Origin of the sequence: Gluconobacter cerevisiae, from assembly GCF_015244675.1 — a bacterium.
Taxonomy (GTDB): domain Bacteria; phylum Pseudomonadota; class Alphaproteobacteria; order Acetobacterales; family Acetobacteraceae; genus Gluconobacter; species Gluconobacter cerevisiae.
Window position 1 is genome coordinate 137,276 of sequence record NZ_JABCQO010000005.1, and the last position, 16,462, is coordinate 153,737.

Annotated in this window: 16 protein-coding genes; 4 read left to right on the forward strand and 12 right to left on the reverse strand. The window is 60.6% G+C overall.

The window, feature by feature from the left end; all coding sequences use genetic code 11:
• Positions 1-24 precede the first annotated feature (24 nt).
• Positions 25-1,329, reverse strand: a complete 1,305-nt coding sequence (locus HKD21_RS08000; RefSeq protein ID WP_194255181.1) for a penicillin-binding protein activator — start codon at positions 1,327-1,329, stop codon at positions 25-27.
• Between the two features lie 149 nt (positions 1,330-1,478).
• Between HKD21_RS08000 and rsmI the strand changes: the two genes are divergently transcribed.
• A complete protein-coding gene (rsmI, locus tag HKD21_RS08005) occupies positions 1,479-2,312 on the forward strand; it encodes a 16S rRNA (cytidine(1402)-2'-O)-methyltransferase (protein WP_194255242.1) in 834 nt (277 codons plus the stop codon).
• Positions 2,313-2,316: 4 nt separating this feature from the next.
• Here the strand turns inward: rsmI and HKD21_RS08010 are convergent, their stop codons facing one another.
• From HKD21_RS08010 to HKD21_RS08025, 4 genes are all read right to left on the reverse strand, one after another.
• Entirely contained in the window at positions 2,317-2,943 is a 627-nt protein-coding gene (locus HKD21_RS08010) for a LolA family protein (RefSeq protein WP_194255182.1), read from the reverse strand.
• 3 nt (positions 2,944-2,946) lie between these two features.
• A complete protein-coding gene (gene mbfA, locus HKD21_RS08015; RefSeq protein WP_194255183.1) occupies positions 2,947-3,903 on the reverse strand; it encodes an iron exporter MbfA in 957 nt (318 codons plus the stop codon).
• A gap of 27 nt (positions 3,904-3,930) precedes the next feature.
• A complete protein-coding gene (locus tag HKD21_RS08020; RefSeq protein WP_194255184.1) occupies positions 3,931-5,307 on the reverse strand; it encodes a glutamate--cysteine ligase in 1,377 nt (458 codons plus the stop codon).
• A 73-nt stretch (positions 5,308-5,380) separates the two neighbouring features.
• Positions 5,381-6,127, reverse strand: a complete 747-nt coding sequence (locus tag HKD21_RS08025) for a 16S rRNA (uracil(1498)-N(3))-methyltransferase (RefSeq protein ID WP_194255243.1) — start codon at positions 6,125-6,127, stop codon at positions 5,381-5,383.
• Between the two features lie 36 nt (positions 6,128-6,163).
• Between HKD21_RS08025 and ubiA the strand changes: the two genes are divergently transcribed.
• Positions 6,164-7,081, forward strand: a complete 918-nt coding sequence (gene ubiA, locus HKD21_RS08030; protein WP_194255185.1) for a 4-hydroxybenzoate octaprenyltransferase — start codon at positions 6,164-6,166, stop codon at positions 7,079-7,081.
• Positions 7,078-7,746 carry a class I SAM-dependent methyltransferase gene (locus HKD21_RS08035; RefSeq protein ID WP_194255186.1) on the forward strand — a complete coding sequence of 223 codons (669 nt, stop codon included), beginning with the start codon at positions 7,078-7,080 and terminating at the stop codon, positions 7,744-7,746. The genes ubiA and HKD21_RS08035 overlap by 4 nt, the downstream gene beginning before the upstream one ends.
• Here the strand turns inward: HKD21_RS08035 and HKD21_RS08040 are convergent.
• From HKD21_RS08040 to HKD21_RS08060, 5 genes are all read right to left on the reverse strand, one after another.
• A complete protein-coding gene (locus HKD21_RS08040; RefSeq protein WP_194255187.1) occupies positions 7,715-9,106 on the reverse strand; it encodes an MFS transporter in 1,392 nt (463 codons plus the stop codon). The genes HKD21_RS08035 and HKD21_RS08040 overlap by 32 nt on opposite strands.
• Before the next feature lie 4 nt (positions 9,107-9,110).
• Entirely contained in the window at positions 9,111-10,523 is a 1,413-nt protein-coding gene (locus HKD21_RS08045; protein WP_194255244.1) for a sugar porter family MFS transporter, read from the reverse strand.
• A 133-nt stretch (positions 10,524-10,656) separates the two neighbouring features.
• Complete coding sequence (gene der / locus HKD21_RS08050) at positions 10,657-12,048, reverse strand: ribosome biogenesis GTPase Der (RefSeq protein ID WP_194255188.1); 1,392 nt, start codon at positions 12,046-12,048, stop codon at positions 10,657-10,659.
• A gap of 4 nt (positions 12,049-12,052) precedes the next feature.
• On the reverse strand, positions 12,053-13,465 hold the full coding sequence (locus tag HKD21_RS08055) for a PQQ-binding-like beta-propeller repeat protein (RefSeq protein WP_194255189.1): 1,413 nt from the start codon (positions 13,463-13,465) through the stop codon (positions 12,053-12,055).
• Complete coding sequence (locus HKD21_RS08060) at positions 13,465-14,148, reverse strand: tetratricopeptide repeat protein (protein WP_322782917.1); 684 nt, start codon at positions 14,146-14,148, stop codon at positions 13,465-13,467. The genes HKD21_RS08055 and HKD21_RS08060 overlap by 1 nt, the downstream gene beginning before the upstream one ends.
• A gap of 187 nt (positions 14,149-14,335) precedes the next feature.
• Between HKD21_RS08060 and HKD21_RS08065 the strand changes: the two genes are divergently transcribed.
• On the forward strand, positions 14,336-14,638 hold the full coding sequence (locus tag HKD21_RS08065; protein WP_194255191.1) for a hypothetical protein: 303 nt from the start codon (positions 14,336-14,338) through the stop codon (positions 14,636-14,638).
• Between the two features lie 27 nt (positions 14,639-14,665).
• Here the strand turns inward: HKD21_RS08065 and HKD21_RS08070 are convergent, their stop codons facing one another.
• Together HKD21_RS08070 and HKD21_RS08075 are read right to left on the reverse strand one after the other, a co-directional pair.
• Positions 14,666-15,061, reverse strand: coding sequence for a hypothetical protein (locus HKD21_RS08070; protein WP_194255192.1), 396 nt, complete (start codon positions 15,059-15,061; stop codon positions 14,666-14,668).
• A gap of 45 nt (positions 15,062-15,106) precedes the next feature.
• Positions 15,107-16,426 carry a dihydroorotase gene (locus HKD21_RS08075; protein WP_194255193.1) on the reverse strand — a complete coding sequence of 440 codons (1,320 nt, stop codon included), beginning with the start codon at positions 16,424-16,426 and terminating at the stop codon, positions 15,107-15,109.
• Positions 16,427-16,462: the final 36 nt, after the last annotated feature.

Sequence of the window (16,462 nt, forward strand, 5' to 3'; positions counted from 1 at the left end):
CTTTTCTTTTGAAATAAGACAATCTCAGCTCGGACGGATCGCCACATCACGAGACGCCGGAACGACAATACGCGCGCCACCGCCACGCTGGATCTGGTAAATCGCCAGCGCCCGCGTCACATGTCCGTCCGGTCGCAGGCGGAACAGACCGTCCACGCCCATATACCCATCCGGACGCGTCAGGGCATCCACTGTAACCCCGCCCTGACGGATTAGGCTGCCAGCCAGAGCCGCAGCATCATAAGCAAAATCACTCACAGGTGACGGAGCCTGTTTGTAGAGTGCACGGTACTGCGCGACATATCCCAGCCGGTCATGCGCGTCGGGCGCTGCATACCAGGCACCGTGTAACGCGCCAAGTTTGCCATCAAAGGCCTTCCACAATGCCGGTCCCATGATCTGAACCTGCGACGAATCGATATGATCGACCTGGAGCGCCGTAATGACCCGTCCGAGTTCCAGCCCCGTATCGGCCAGCACCAGAGCATCAAACGACGGCGGCGCGATCGGCGCAGGCTGTGCCGCAGGAGTCGTGCCGGAAGATGGAGTCCCTGTTCCAGTCGTCGCAGCAGCGGCATCCGGAGAGGCCTCGCCCGTCGGATCAATTGCGGACGGACCGGAAGGCGTCTCTGTAACCACCGGCGCAGCGGGCTGGCGTGTTTCGATGGCGGAAAGCGTTTTCAGTCCGTCATCGATGTTCTGCACATCCATCGTATGGAAGACAATTTGCGGATCTTTCAGCCCCGCATCCCGACAGGCCCGTGCCAAGCCGTCACCCATCGCATGTCCGAAAGCGTTATCCGGCAGGAATGCTGCAAAACTTTTCCGTCCCGTCGCGCGCGCAGCATCGACCATCCGGCGGACCTGCTGCTCCGGCGTCAGTCCCATAACCCACACACCCGGACGGGCCTGCGTGGAGTCGCTGGTGAAGGCAAGCTCTGGCTTGCCCGCATTGATCGCAAGGGGGGCGGCGGCGGCAGTTTCGGTAGCTGTCAGAGGCCCCAGCAGGATGGCATCGCCACGCGCAAGGGCATCGCGCACGGCCTGTTCCGTCCCGCCCGGACCATTGGTGTCATGCACGTCAAGCGCAGGCGACCCCTTGGCGGAAAGGGCCAGTTTCGCCGCATCGCGCATCCGTGTGCCGTACGACGCATTGCGCCCCGTCAGCGGCAGGATCAGCCCGACATCGTGTGCGCCCGGCCCTTCGGAAACACCCGGAATGCCACCCACGCCTGGCACGGAAGACGACCCTCCGCCTGAGCAGGCGGCAAGGGTCAGGAAGGTTCCCGCAGCAAGGCCGGTGCTTACACCCTTGCGCAGACGGCTCAAGGGGCGACAATACGTCCCTGAGTTTGTCACCGAGGATGCAGATGTCCGAAAAGTCATGTTCCGCTGAAACTCCCTTGAGCGATGCGGCTGAAACGTTACCCGCCGCCCCCCTGCCAGCGCAGGGGCAGGCCGAAGGTGGATGTCTGATATTGGTTGCAACGCCAATCGGCAACCTGGCCGATATCAGCGAACGTGCGATCGAAGCACTGAACACCGTGGATGCCATCCTCTGCGAGGACACGCGCGTCACGGCAAAGCTCCTTCTTTCGCGCAATATTACTACACAGACCAGAACACTGCACGACCATAACGAACAGGACCGCACTCCGTTCCTGATCGAAAAGCTTCAGCAGGGCGCACGTTATGCCGTCGTTTCCGACGCGGGGACGCCACTGGTGTCCGATCCCGGCTACCGGCTGGTCCGTGCCGCCATCGCGGCTGGAATTCACGTCACGGCCATTCCCGGCCCGAATGCCGTCATCACAGCTCTGACGCTCTCGGGCCTGCCGCCCCTGCCTTTCATGTTTCTGGGCTTTCCGGCACCACGCAGCGAAGCCCGCAAGACCGGATTTTCGGCCCTGCGCGCCGCCGAGCAGGCTGGTTTGCATTCCACACTGATCTGGTACGAAGCGCCGCACCGACTGGTCGAAAGTCTCGAAGACCTGATCGACGTGTTCGGCCCCGAGCGTGAAGCAGCAGTCGGACGCGAACTCACCAAACGGTTCGAGGAGATGGTGCGCGGCACTCTTGTGGAGGTTCTGGAACATTTCCGCGTCACGGCACCGCGCGGTGAAATTACGCTGCTGATCGGGCCATCCGCCGAAGATGACAGCGGGGCCGCCGATCTGGACACCCATCTGCGCGAGGCGCTCGCCACCCATTCTGTCAAGGACGCGGCCACCCTGGTGGCGGGCATCGTCAAGCTGCCAAAGCGCACAGTCTATGCCCGCGCGCTGGAGCTTTCACGCGAACTGAAAAACTGAAATCTCAGTCCGCTTTGGGCAACACGAACAGCGATTGCGGCACAGTCCCGCCGAGATGCACATCGGACAACGCAATCGTGGTCGTGCGCCCCTGCGCGTCCACGACGCTCCAGCCTTCCAGTGCCAGAGGCGCATCGGAAAACACGAGCGTCAGGCTGCCTTCCCCGGCACTCTGCGTCCGGACAAGCTGAATCCGGATCTGCCCATCCCGGTGCTCGAACCCCGTTACAGTCACATCGCCTGACAGCTTGAATTCTGGACGCAACAGCAGCCCCAGCGGCGTGCGGTCGAGCGGAAGGGTCGTGACCTGATCGACACTGCGGTCCTGAAACACCACACGACCGTCATTGGCAACCAGCAGGAGCGGGCTCGGCTTGTCATAATCGAAGCGCATCCGACCGGGCCGATCGAGCGTCGCCGTCCCTTCCGTTACGCTGCCATCCGCAGCCGTCTGACGGAAGTGCGCCTGAAGCGTCGTCACCTTTCCGAGCGTGTCCTCAATTCGAGACACCCAACCCTGATCCGCAGGACGAAGATGTACGGGAGCGGTCTGTGCAAACGCCACGCAAGGCAGGGAGACAGGGAACAACGCTGCCAATACAGCCGCGCGGAGAAAGGAACGATTCATCATGTCTCAGGAACTACCAATCAGCACGCCGGTTGCAAAAACAAGAGCCCCGCCCAGGAAAACCTGCACCATAGCCGAACCGAACGGTGTGTCCTGATACCGCCAGCGCACCCAGGAAATCAGCAAAAGCTCAATCGCCACGGCGACAATCGAAACGCCAAAGGCCAGACGGAAATCCGGCACCAGAAACGGCAGTGTATGGCCGATCCCGCCCCCGAATGTCATGGCTCCGCAGATCAGTCCGCGCAGAAGCGGTGCGCCCCGTCCGGACAGCTTGCCGTCATCGGCCAGCCCTTCCGCCAGCCCCATGGAAATCCCGGCCCCAAGGGACGCTGCAAGCCCGACCAGAAAAGCAGCATGGGGGCTGTGGGTTGCAAAAGCCGCCGCAAAGACCGGCGCCAGCGTCGAGACGGAACCATCCATAAGGCCGACCAGACCCGGCTGAACGATCCGCAGGACAAAATCCCTGCGACTATGCTCGTCCTCACGGTCGCGGCTGTTGTCGTTTAAATGTGCGTCTTCAAGGCGACGAGCTTCCCGTTGATGGCGCTCTTCTTCCGTCGCGAGATCGCCCAGCAGCTTCCGGATTTCCGCATCCTGCGTCTGCCCGGCGGCCTGACGATAAAACCTCGCTGCCTGCCGTTCCATATCGGCAGCCTGCGCCCGGATCGCCTCGATCCCGCGATTCTGCATCTGCCAGGCCGATTTGCGGGACGGAAAACCCTGCACATCCTGACGCCGGACCAGTGGAATATGATTACCGAAACGCCGGACAAACAGGTCGATCAGTGAGCGCCGATGATGGTTTTCCTCTTCCGCCATATCTTGAAAAATAGCGGCACTATCCGGATAGTCTTCTGCCAGCATCTGGCCGAAATCCGCGTAAATATGACCATCTTCCTCCTCGCTGGCGATGGCCAGCGCAAGGATTTCGCGTTCGGTCAGCTCGGAAAGTTTCGTCACGTAGGCAGCAGGTCCCGTCTCGTAAAATCAGATGGCGGCTTCGGTAAAGAGTGGCTTCACGCTCTGGCCCCATGCGCCATTATACAGATCCAGCCAATGCTGTGCCTGATTCGGACCACCATCGGCAATCAGATGCAGCGGATCAAGATAGCTGGCCTCGTTACGCACGCGAGCCCGCAGACCCTGCTCTGCAAGCTGCACCACGCGCTTAGCCAACGGCTTCAGTCCACCCGGGAACGCGGCATCCAGCCCCAGACGCGGCACTTCGGCCCGAAGCTGCTGATAGGCGCTCCAGGGCTGTTCACGCACAAGCTTTTCTGCTGCTTCCAGCGTCGCCGGATCGTAAAGCAGGCCAACCCACAGGGCCGACTGCGCCACCATCATCTCCAGCTTACCGGCATCCGCGCCACGCATTTCAAGAAACTGCTTGAGACGCACATCCGGGAAAACCGTCGTCAGATGGTCTTCAAAATCCCCGACAGTCGGCGTCAGGCCCTTCAGCGGCTCCTGCACATCTCCCGCCAACCAGCGACGGAACGAGCAGCCTGCCACGTCGATGTTCTTCCCATCGCGCGAGACGAAATACATCGGCACGTCGAGCGCCCAGTCGACATACTGCTCGAACCCAAACCCTTCCTCGAGAAATACGGAGGGCTGGCCCGAACGCTGGTTGTCGGTATCAGTCCAGATCCGCGCACGGTTGGACAGCAGACCATTGGCCTTGCCCTCGACGAAGGGAGAATTTGCAAACAGCGCCGTTGCCAGCGGCTGAAGGGCCAGAGACACGCGCATCTTGCGCGCCATGTCGGCTTCATCGCTGAAATCGAGATTGACCTGAACCGTGCAGGTCCGCGTCATCATGTCGAGGCCAAGCGCACCGACCTTCGGCATGTAGTTGCGCATGATCGCATAGCGACTCTTGGGCATCCACGGCATCGCATCGCGCGACCAGAGCGGCTGAAAGCCGAACGGTAGGAAACCCAGCCCCAGTTCCGCAGCCGGACCACGGACCTGATCGTAATGCGCCTGCATTTCCGCTTCCGTTTCCTGAAGCGACACGACCGGCGCGCCCGAAAGCTCAAACTGCCCGGCCGGTTCCAGCGAAATCGCCCGTCCGGCCTGTGCGTTCTGCCCTTTCAGTCCGATCAGATTTTCGCCGTCCATAATGGGCGACCAGTCCGGCCCCTGGAGCTTTTCCAGCAGAGCCCCGATTCCGCGCGGCGCGTAAGGCGGTGGCGAAAGCGGCTCGCGTCCATCAGCATCGTGCGGGAGGATGAAACCGAATTTTTCATGTTCGGTCCCGATCTTCCATTCCGATTTCGGTTTACAACCACGCGCGATCGCCTCGACGAGCTGCGCCCGGCTTTCGATCGACGCAGTATTGGACGTGCCGGGATTGGACATGGCGTTTGGCCTCGGTCTGAATTCGTTGTTCGATAATGATTGAACTGTAGCAGGTCCGACGGTTCTGTCACCCTTAGACAGAGCCCTCGGCTCCCGCTGACAGACGGGCCAGCCCCGCACAGACTGCCGTCTCTGCTCGCAACACGAGCGGCCCCAGACTGAGCGCATAAACGGCACCATGCCGCTTGAGCATCTCTACTTCGGTTTCCGAAAAACCGCCCTCCGGTCCGATCAGCAGAGCGGCGGCCTGCACACTCGCCTCCTCGCCCGGACGACGCTCCAGCGCCGCAAAGAGCGGACGGTCCTCCGGCCACTCCGCCAGTACGACACGCAGCGATTCAGGCGGCAGGATTTCAGGAACATCCAGTCGCTCACACTGTTCGGCCGCTTCCGTCGCAATTATAGCCAGACGTTCCAGATTGAGCCGGTGCGTATTGGTGCGCTCCGTCACAACGGGTCGGAATCGCGTCACGCCAAGCTCCGTACCCATGCGGATCACCAGCTCCGTCGCATCCCGCTTGAGCGGCGCAAACAGCAGCTCCACACCTTCCGTCGCCATGGGCGACCGTTCGCGATGTTGCAGCAGGACGCTCCCACGATCTTTCTTCAGGGCCGCAATCTCTGCGCTCCACTCCCCGTCGCGTTCGTTGAACACCCGCACAAGACTCCCCACGCCCTGACGCATGACATTGCCCAGATAATGCGCCTGCCCCGGGGGAAGCGACAGAGTCTGGCCCTCCACGAAAGCTGTGTCAGACGCAGGAACATAAAGTCGGGGATCAGATCGGCTCATCCTTTTCCGATAGCGCGCCTCGGCCATTGACGGAAGCACGTCCACACAGCATCACATCTCCCCATGAGCCAGACCCGCGCCCATACCGATATCCATTTGAACGGCCGCATCGCACGCCTTCCCGAGCCATGGCGCTCCTATGCGCTGCTCGCCCGTCTAGACCGTCCGGTCGGAACGTGGCTGCTGCTGCTGCCCGGCGTGTGGGGGCTGTTCCTCGCTCCGGGTGCGTCCCTCCAGACGCGGCTGATCGACACGGCGCTGTTTGCGTTCGGCTCCCTCGTCATGCGTTCGGCAGGATGCGTCGTGAACGACATCTGGGATCGTGACATCGACGCAAAAGTTGCCCGGACCGCAGGCCGCCCCCTCGCCAGCGGGGCATTGTCGCTGAAGCAGGGGCTGCTGCTTTTGGCTGTCCTACTGCTGATGGGGCTGGGTGTCCTGCTCTGCCTGCCGCCGGTGTGCTGGGCTCTCGCTCCGCTCGCGCTTCTGCTCGTTGCGCTTTATCCGGCCGCCAAGCGCGTCACATGGTGGCCGCAGCTCGTCATGGGATTCACCTTCGGATTCGGCGCCCCCATGGGCTATGCCGCAGCCGCCGGGACGCTTGATGGCAATGGGCTCCTTCTCTACGGCGCCGTCATTCTGTGGCAGCTCGGATTCGATACGATCTACGGCTTTCAGGATATGGATGACGACGCCCGCATCGGTGTGCGCTCCACTTCCCGTCTGATGGAAAAGAACGCCCGCTCCTTTATCGGCACCTGTTACAGCCTCATGATTCTGGCTCTGGCACTCGTCGGCATCCATGCGCATCTGCACTGGATTTTCTGGCCGTTCCTCGCCCTCGCAACGGCCATGTTGCTCCAGCAGGTTCGTGTGCTGAACCCTTATGATGCTCCGGCCTGTCTCAGAGAATTCCGCCGGAATGTGCCCATCGGGTTCGTGCTGGCGGCAGGTTTTGTCGCTGCAAGATTTTTTGGATGATCACCACCCTGGGCGATCCCGTCCGCTTCATCCGCGACAACACTCTCGTGGCACAGGCCCCTCTGGTACCCGAAATTTCCCTGTATCTGGCGACTGAGATTACCCCGATCTGGCAGGCCAGCGAGGCCTATCTTGAACAGATCGGCATAGAGCCGCCTTTCTGGGCTTTTGCATGGCCGGGAAGCCAACTCATCGCCCGTTTCATCCTCGATAACCCCGAGCATGTGCGCGGACGGCGTGTTCTGGATGTGGCCTGCGGATGCGGGCTGGCCGCCATTGCCGCCGCCCTGTCAGGCGCATCTGTTGTGCAGGCTAACGATATTGATTTTATGGCGCTGGAAGCCACAGCCCTCAATGCGGGGCTGAATCAGGCGACGATCACTCCGCTTCCCGGCGATCTGATCGGAACGATCCCGGACTGCGATCTGCTGGTCATCGGAGACGTTTGCTACAACGAAGCCATGGCCTCACGCATTATTCCGTGGCTTCTTGATTGTTCGAAAACCTGCGAAGTCTGGCTCTGCGATCCAGGTCGGCACTATGCCCCGTCAATACCGCTCGAAGTTCTGGTGCGGCAGTCGGTCTCTGTCACGCAGGAACTGGAAAGCATAGAACAACGCGCAACCACATTGTTCAGGCTACGAGATATTTCCGCCCCAGACTGAGCGCAGCCCCCGTCAGAGCCGCGACCATTGCAGCCCCAAGGCAGATGAAGGCCGGATTGGGAAAGATTGTGAACAACGCTGCAACGAGAAGTGCGCCCGTCGTCTGTCCCGCCAGCCTCGCAACCGACAGCATGCCACTCGCCCCGCCCTCCCGTCCGGGAGGGGCCGTGACCATGATGGCGCGGTTGTTAGGCGGCTGAAACAGGCCAAAGCCACATCCAGCAAAGAGCGTCCGCCAGGCGATATCCCAGTTGCCTGCATCCGTCGGCAGAAACCAGAGCAGACAGAATCCGCTTGCCGTAATAAACAGCCCGATCGACGAAAGAACCGATGCCGGGAAGCGGTCGGCCAGACGGCTGACCACAAAGGACATTGTCGCCACCCCCACGGCCCAGGGAGCGATCAGAAGACCGATCGTCCCAGCCCCGCGATGAAACACAGAAGCCAGGGTGAAGGGCATCGCTACGATATAGAGATTGGATGCCACAAACCCCATAAATCCCACCAGACAGGCCAGCAAAAAAGGTCGGCGCGCCAGAAGATCGACAGGTACAATCGGCTCAAGCCGCTCACGCTGATAATGCAACAGCATGGCCCAGCACAGCACACCCGCAACCGTGACCACAGCGCCAGACACGAAATCGGCGTGCATCAACCCGTCAAGCCCTACGCCGGTCAGAGCGAAAGACGCCACCGTCAGAAGCGAGCCGACCACATCGGTTGGAATATCGCTGCGAGGGGTCTCGGGGAGTGCTGCATGCGCCAGTGCCAGAGCAGCCAGTGCCAGAGGCAGATTGACCCAGAAGATCCAGGGCCAGCTTGCCACGGAAAGGATCAGTGATCCCAGAGACGGTCCGAGCGCCACGCCCAGCCCTACGAACAATCCGTTGAGCGCAATCCCGCGCCCCAGTTCATTATGGGGATAGATGAAGCGGACGAGCGCGATGTTCACGCTCATGATACAGGCGCCCCCCACGCCCTGTAAGGCGCGCGCCAGTGTCAGTTCCAACAGGTTCTGGGAGAGCGCGCAGGCCACGGATGCGATCAGGAACAGGAAAATCCCGAACTGGCTCAGCCGTCCAAATCCCACACGGGCACCAAGAGACGCCAGCGGCAACAGACAGGACAGGTTTGCAAGCTGATAGGCATTCACGACCCAAATAGCCCGTGACGATGACGCATGCAGATCCACCGCGATCAGCGGCAGGGCCACATTGGCAATCGCGTAATCCAGAACCGACAGAAGAAGCGCCAGAAGAACGGCGGACATCGCCTTGACCCGCTGCGCCCCGTAAAGCCCGGCATGACGTTTGGAGTCGTATTCTTCGTGTTGTTGCTCGTCTTCCGTCGTGGCCGTCATGGTATCAGCGTCCCAGATCACGCAGGCGCATGCCTGCAAAAAGATTGGCCTCCAGCTTTTCGAGCGAGACACCTTTCGTTTCGGGGACGAACAATACGGTCACAACAATGAAAAGACCATTGAAGAGAGCAAACATCAGGAACGTCACAGAAGCGCCCATCATAGCCATGCCCAACGGAAACATGTTGGAGATGGCCCAGTTCGCAGCCCAGTTCGTCACGGTCGAGCAGCCAATTCCGAAATCGCGCCCCCGCGTTGGCTGCACTTCAGAACACAGCGTCCAGACCAGCGGTCCTTCACCAATGGCAAACCCGGCCACGAACAGGAGAACAAAACCGCAAAGCAGAAGCTGGGACTCAAAACTGTTCGCCCCAATAGCCAGCAGCGTTCCGACCCCCGCCAGAGAAAAGGCGGCAATCGCACAGCTCAGGATCAGCAGCGGCCGCCGCCCCCAGCGATCGACACAGGCAATCGCAACCCCCGTCAGCGCCATATTCGTCAGCCCGACAAGAGTCGTTGCCCAGATGGCAGCATTGGTTCCAAAATGCGCGGCCTGAAACACACGAGGCGCATAATACAGAAGCGCGTTGATCCCCGAGAGCTGCTGCATGATTTGAAGCAGCATGCCCAAAAAGACTGTCCGCCGGAAATTGGGGTTGCTTTTGAAAAGCCCAATCCCCGCATCGCTGCTTTTCTGAAGGCGCGACTGGATATCGATCAGTTCCGCTTCCGCCACTTCCTCATCGGATCGCAGACTCTGCAAAACCCGGCGCGCGTGTTCTGTTTCTCCACGCATCATCAGCCAGCGCGGGCTGTGCGGCAGGATCAACACAATCACAAGAAAGAAACTGGCGGGGACTGCCATAACGCCCAGCATCCAGCGCCAGTGCCCTCCCGAAGCCAGCAGACTGTCGGAAACAAAAGCGAGGAAAATCCCGAGAGAGACCATGAGCTGATAAAATGAAATCATGGAACCGCGAACGGATTCAACCGTGATTTCAGAAATGTAGAGAGGGGCAGCGAACGCCGCCACGCCAACCGCAAGCCCCAGAAAAATTCGACCTACGATCATGATTGCAGCGCCGGGAGCCAGGGCGCAAAGCAGCGTCCCGATCAGGAAAAGAATCGCAGCACCGAGCATCGCCCCAGTTCGCCCGAACCGAACTGAAATCCGACCGGCAAACAGCGATCCTACCGCCGCGCCCGCCATCATGGAGGATACGATCCAGCCCTGAAGGACGTCGCCCGCATGAAAATCGGTTGCAATGAAAGGAAGGGCCCCTGCGACGACGCCGGTATCAAGACCGAACATCAGCCCCGCCAGAGCGGCCAGAATACCGAGGGTTGTCGCCCGTGCCGTGCTGCGGGTCTGTCCCGTGGACAGCCCTTCGCTGGAAGACGCAGCAATCCCAACCATACCCTTAGTCACCCCAAACATATCCCCTCATACCGGCAAGGAGAACAGAACCGAATGTTCCGAAATCGGAAACAGACGGTCCTGTATTTAATAATCGATCAGGGGTGTGGTCTATATCGAAACCAACAGAAAATCACTTTTCTGCGTAAGGATTTTTCGTTCCGCGTAATTGCACACGCACTGGAACACCCGGCATGTGGAATGTTTCCCGCAAGCCATTAACCAGATAACGCTTGTAGGAATCAGGAAGCTGTTCTGCTCGTGTACCAAACAGGAGGAATGTCGGCGGACGCGCCTTCACCTGCGTCATGTAGCGCAACTTGAGGCGACGACCATCCACGAGGGGCGGTTGATGACGCTCCAGAGCATCCTCGAACCAACGGTTCAGCTCACCCGTCGAAACACGCGAATTCCAGATCTCGTAAACCTCCCGTACAGCCGGAAGAAGACGATGCACACCTGCTCCAGTCAGCGCTGAGAACGTCACGACCGGAATACCCCTGACCTGCGCCAGCGAAATTTCCAGACGATCCAGAATCGCTTTTTTCGTCGCGTTCCGGTCTTCAACCGCATCCCATTTATTCAGCGCAATTACACAAGCACGGCCCTCACGCTCGATCAGACGACCGATCTGGAGATCCTGCTCATGAACGCCAAGCGTGGCATCAATTACCAGCACGACCACTTCCGCCATTTTCAGGGCTTCGATGGAGGCCGAGACCGACATACGCTCCAGATTTTGCTCAACACGGGCACGCTTGCGCATTCCGGCCGTATCAACCAGCCGGATCTCGCCATGCTCGTCCCGCAGATCGACGGCAATGGAATCGCGCGTCAGACCGGCCTCAGGGCCGGTAATCATGCGCTCTTCACCGAGCAGACAGTTCAGCAGCGTGGATTTTCCAGCATTCGGGCGCCCGATAATCGCCAGACGTAGCGGACCTGCCGGACGTTCGTCCTCGTCATTCCCCTCTTCGCCTTCGCTCTTGGAAACTTCCCGACGACGCTGTTTTTCAGCCGGAGGAAGACGCTCGGCAATCTCGCCCATCAGGTCGGCAATACCTTCGCCATGCTCTGCCGACAGTGCCAGCGGGGTACCAAGGCCAAGGGAATAGGCTTCAAGAGCCGCATTCGTGCCCGCCTGCCCCTCGGCCTTGTTCGCAATCAGCAGAACCGGGCGGTTCTGACGACGCAGCCAGCTTGCAAAATGCGCGTCCGCAGGCGTGATGCCAGAACGCGCGTCAATGCAAAACAGCACCAGATCCGCCATCGCAACAGCAGATTCTGACGAGGCGCGCATCCGCCCGTACAGCGTATCAGGTGCTGCTTCTTCAAGCCCGGCCGTATCGATCAGCCGCACACGACGACCGCGCAAAAGGGCTTCGCCCTCCTTGCGGTCTCGCGTAACGCCCGGCATGTCGGAAACGATCGCCTGACGGCGGCCGACAAGCCGGTTGAACAGAGTGGATTTCCCGACATTCGGGCGCCCGGCAATAACAACAACGGGCAGGTTCTCAGAGGTCATTCGTTCAGCCATAGGCCCGCAGCACGGCATCCTGCGACAGAGCCAGCACATGACCGTCACAGACGATCGGCTGAACCTGACACGGGGCAACGGTCTTGCGGGTCAGTTCAAGTTTCCCGGTCACGGCGTTCACGACCACCATGCCTTCTTTCGGAAAGGTGGAGAAGCAGACCAGCTTGCCATTCACCAGAAGCGGTCCCACCCAGGCAATAGCGTCCTTTTCCACGTCCACACGGATAAAGCGACGGAGCTGCGTGATCCAGCGGACATGCCCGGACAGACGATCCAGACAGGCGATCTGCTGATCCGTGGACAGCACATACATCCAGTCGCCACAGATCGCCAGAGGACTCTGTCCGCTGACCTCACGTTCCCACAGGCGGCGGCCCGAACGCATATCGATTGCTACCAGCACACGGGACATGGACACAGCATAGGCCGTGCCGTCCTTGATAACCGGCGCCCCCCGGATGCACGAGAAATCCAGCATGGCGCCCATGCCGTTCGTGCCGCCCAGACTGTCGCTCCAGACCATCTCGCCGGAAGCTGCACGCAGCGCGACCAGATCGCCACTGCCAAAGCCCGCCAGAATGACGCCATCCACAAAGGCCGGAGCCGACTGGCCGAAAATTACCGTGTCTGCAGCCGTCGCCTGATACGCCCAGACCTGATGGCCCGTATTGGCATTCAGTGCGATCAGCCGCTCGTCAATGGTTCCGAAGACCATCAGGCCTTCCGCGATCGTGGGAGCGGAACGGCCCGGCGTTCCAGTACTCATACGCCATTTCACCTTGCCCGTCAGCGCCTCAACCGCAAGTGCCTGCGCCACGCCGTCCACGATGTAGAGCGTATCCCCATCAAGCGCGAGGCCACCGCCGATATTGGTGGAACGGCTTGCCGATGATGCAGGCTGACGCGTCCAGACAAGGCGGCGCTCCGGCCATGTCCAGGCCTTTACCACACCCTGCGCATCCGTCGTGTAGAGATGGCCGTTTCCAATCACTGGGGGCGACTGGATGGCACCACGGTTGGTCGGCATGATGGCGACCATGGCCAGGAAGCTGGACGGATCAGTCGGTGCGCCGATGGCCTGGCTCCAGGCCAGGTCTGGGCCGTTCCAGGCTGCATTCACCGCGACATGGGAAGGGCGTCCACCCTCCTGAAGCCATTCCCGAACCGGCTGCACCGGCCCGAGATTGATCGGCGTATGGTCGTCGTGATCGACCGTCAGCCCTGCACCCGTGGACAGCACATCCACACGATGCCCGGCCAGAGGCGGCTTCTTGTCGTCTTCAAACAGGCTGCACCCGCCCAGGACTGCGAGCGCACCGCCCGAACAGGCTGTCCGCAGCAGGCTGCGACGGTTCATGGACAGCGAGCGGGAAAAAGAGGAGCGGGAAAGAACAGGACGGCGCATCAACCGGCGTCTCCAAATGTCTCAAGCAGGGCCTGTGCACGTGCACGCACCCCTTCTGTCGCGTTTGTACTGCTGACAATCTGCGTCAGGATGCGGCGGGCTTCCTTCTGCTGGTCGGCCGTCGCACCGGACCGCAGATCCAGCGCCACAAGACCTTCCTGAGCGAGAGGCGCCCATGCCCCGCCGCCCTGCGCCAGCGCTTCATAGCCCGAGCGGATCGCCTTCGGATCAGCAGGAGCCGCAGTCTGGGCATTCAGACCCATGTAGCGCGCCATGTCCCGCAGAGACGGCTCGGCTGCGGAATCATCCGCAACGCTTTTCCAGGACTGAAGAGCGGCAGCGTTCTGGTGTGCCTGAACCTGAAGGTCAGCAAGACGCAGCGCCGCATAAGAACGCGCACCCGCAGGACCATGCTCCGCCAGATCCTGCAAGGTTGCGGTGGCTTTACTGAGGGCCGCAGCGTCCCGCTTTGGATCAGACAGAGCCGCCATAGCCGTGAAATAGCGTGCCGATGCCGCTTTCTGCGCGACATGACGTGCATGGCTGTTCCAGCCCCACACCCCACCACCAATGGCGCCGACGAGCACGACAACGCCAGCCACGGCACCAATCCGCCGCGCCATGGCCCGTAACCGCTGCGCCTGCATTTCTTCGTCAATCTGCGAGATGAAATCGTCTGCCACCTGGTCCCCTGCTGGATCGGTCTTCAAACTGTTTGCACAACCATACAGGTGCGGAACCGTCGCGGCAAACGCTTCACACACCCGGACAGACATTCACGGAGAGCACAGTGCTGAAAAAGCGGTTTTTGCCAGAAAATCCGACCGGCCTTCAGACTTCCTTAACGCTCCCCGAAGCATCCTGACGGCCATGAAAAAGCCCGTCCCGCTCCTGCTGTTTCCACTGGTGTTTTGTGTCCTCGGCAGTTGTGCTCCGGACCGTATCGCGTCCGCCATCACCGGAAAGGACTGCAATACAGCGTATCTTTACGACGACGAAAGCTTCTGCGCGCGCCCGATCGGACCACCGCCGCCCCAGCCCTACTGTACGACGAGCTTTGAGGGCACCACCTGCTGGGCGCGTCCTGACCTCATGCCCAATGTTGCCCGCCAGACCTATGAAGGCCCGACGACGCTGACACCGCTCCAGAATCAGGAACGCATGGGGCAGTAAGAATCGCAGACTGCCCCCAACCGGGCTTCAGTGATGACCGAGCTTACGCCCTGCTGCTGCCAGATTGGCGGAAAGCGTCTGGAATGACGCCGCAATATGAGACTGAACGGCTGCGCTTCCGGCGTGGACATGAGCGATCCGCGCACTGGCTTCCTGACTGATGGCCGTTTCCTCGCGGTTGGCCTGAGCCGCAACACAGGCGTTATAGACGCGGGCTGCCTTTTCATAGACCGTCACCCGATCAACGCTTTCGTTATACAGCGCGACCGTCCCGGCCTTGATCGCAGGCGCCTGAGGCTCGGCACCACATTTTGGGGCAGTCCATGCTGCTTCAGCCGCCTGTGCCGTGCCGGCACCGACAATCCCTGCGAAAACCAGTCCAAACAGCACCGCCTTACGGCTGGCGGCAACGCAACGTCTCATACAACTCCCTTTCCTGATTGAAGCGTTGCGCGCCCTACGCCCAGATCAAGGCGCAAATTTGGCAGGCTGCCCCGTAGGCGCACCCGGAACTTCATTGTCCTGCATGACGACAGTTCCACGAACGATGGTCGCCATCGGCCAGCCCGTGACGCGCGTGCCGTCAAAGGGCGTCCAGCCCGCAGGTGAAACAATCCAGTCATTGGTGATTTCGCGCTCGGCTTTCATGTCCACGAGTGTGAAATCGGCATCAAATCCAACAGCCATTCGCCCTTTAGTATGCAACCCGTAAACCCGCGCCGGACCAGCGGCCATTAGATCCACCAGACGCGACAGCGACAGACGTCCGGCATTCACATGATCGAGCATGACCGGCACGATTGTCTGCGTCCCCGTCAGGCCAGCCGGGCATTTCGGCCAGGGAAGCTGCTTGGCTTCAAGCGGATGCGGCGCATGGTCGGACGAGACCACGTCCACACGCCCATCCCGTACGGCCTTCCAGCTCGCTTCCCAATGCGGACGATCCCGCAATGGCGGGTTCATGACTGCTAGACCACCAAGCTTTTCATAACATTCCGGCGCAACCTGCGTCAGATGGTTCACCAGAACCTCAACCGTGGAAATATCCCGATATTCTGCCAGATATTCCAGTTCTTCCGCTGTCGAGACGTGCAGGATATGCGCCGGGCGGTTGGTCTTGCGGGCCAGTGCCATGATGCGGCGCGTGCCGAGGAACGCACATTCCACATCCCGCCACACACTATGCGTTTCGTAAGGCTGGCCTTCGTGAAACATCGGTTTGCGGGCCTGAAGGCGATACTCGTCCTCGGAATGATAGGCCACGCGGCGATGGCCTGAGCGCATAACCGCTTCAAGCCCCGCATCGTCCTCAATCATCAGATTGCCGGTGGACGATCCTGCGAAAACCTTTACCGCGCACACGCCCGGCTGCTGCTCCAGCATCGCCAGATCCGGCGTATTCTCGCGTGTCGCGCCGACATACATCCCGACATCCACATGGGCCGTCTTGCGGATATGATCGCGCTTCCAGTCGATCATCGTCACGTCGGTAATGCTCGGAGACGTGTTGGGCATGTCGAAAACCGTTGCAATGCCGCCCAGCGCTGCAGCCCGCGTTCCGGTTTCCAATGTTTCGACCTCCGGCTTGCCCGGATCGCGCAGATGAACATGCGCGTCGATCAGACCGGGCAGAACATGCAGTCCGCGTGCGTCAATGACCCGATCCGCCTCGTCCGTACCCGAAACTGACAGTGACGCCACCTTGCCGTTGCGAACCCCGATATCTGCTTCAGCCTCGCCCCAGGGAAAAACGCAGCGTCCACCGCGGATGATCAGATCGTAATGCATGTTTCGTCCTTGCAAATCAGTAAAAAACCAAGTCTC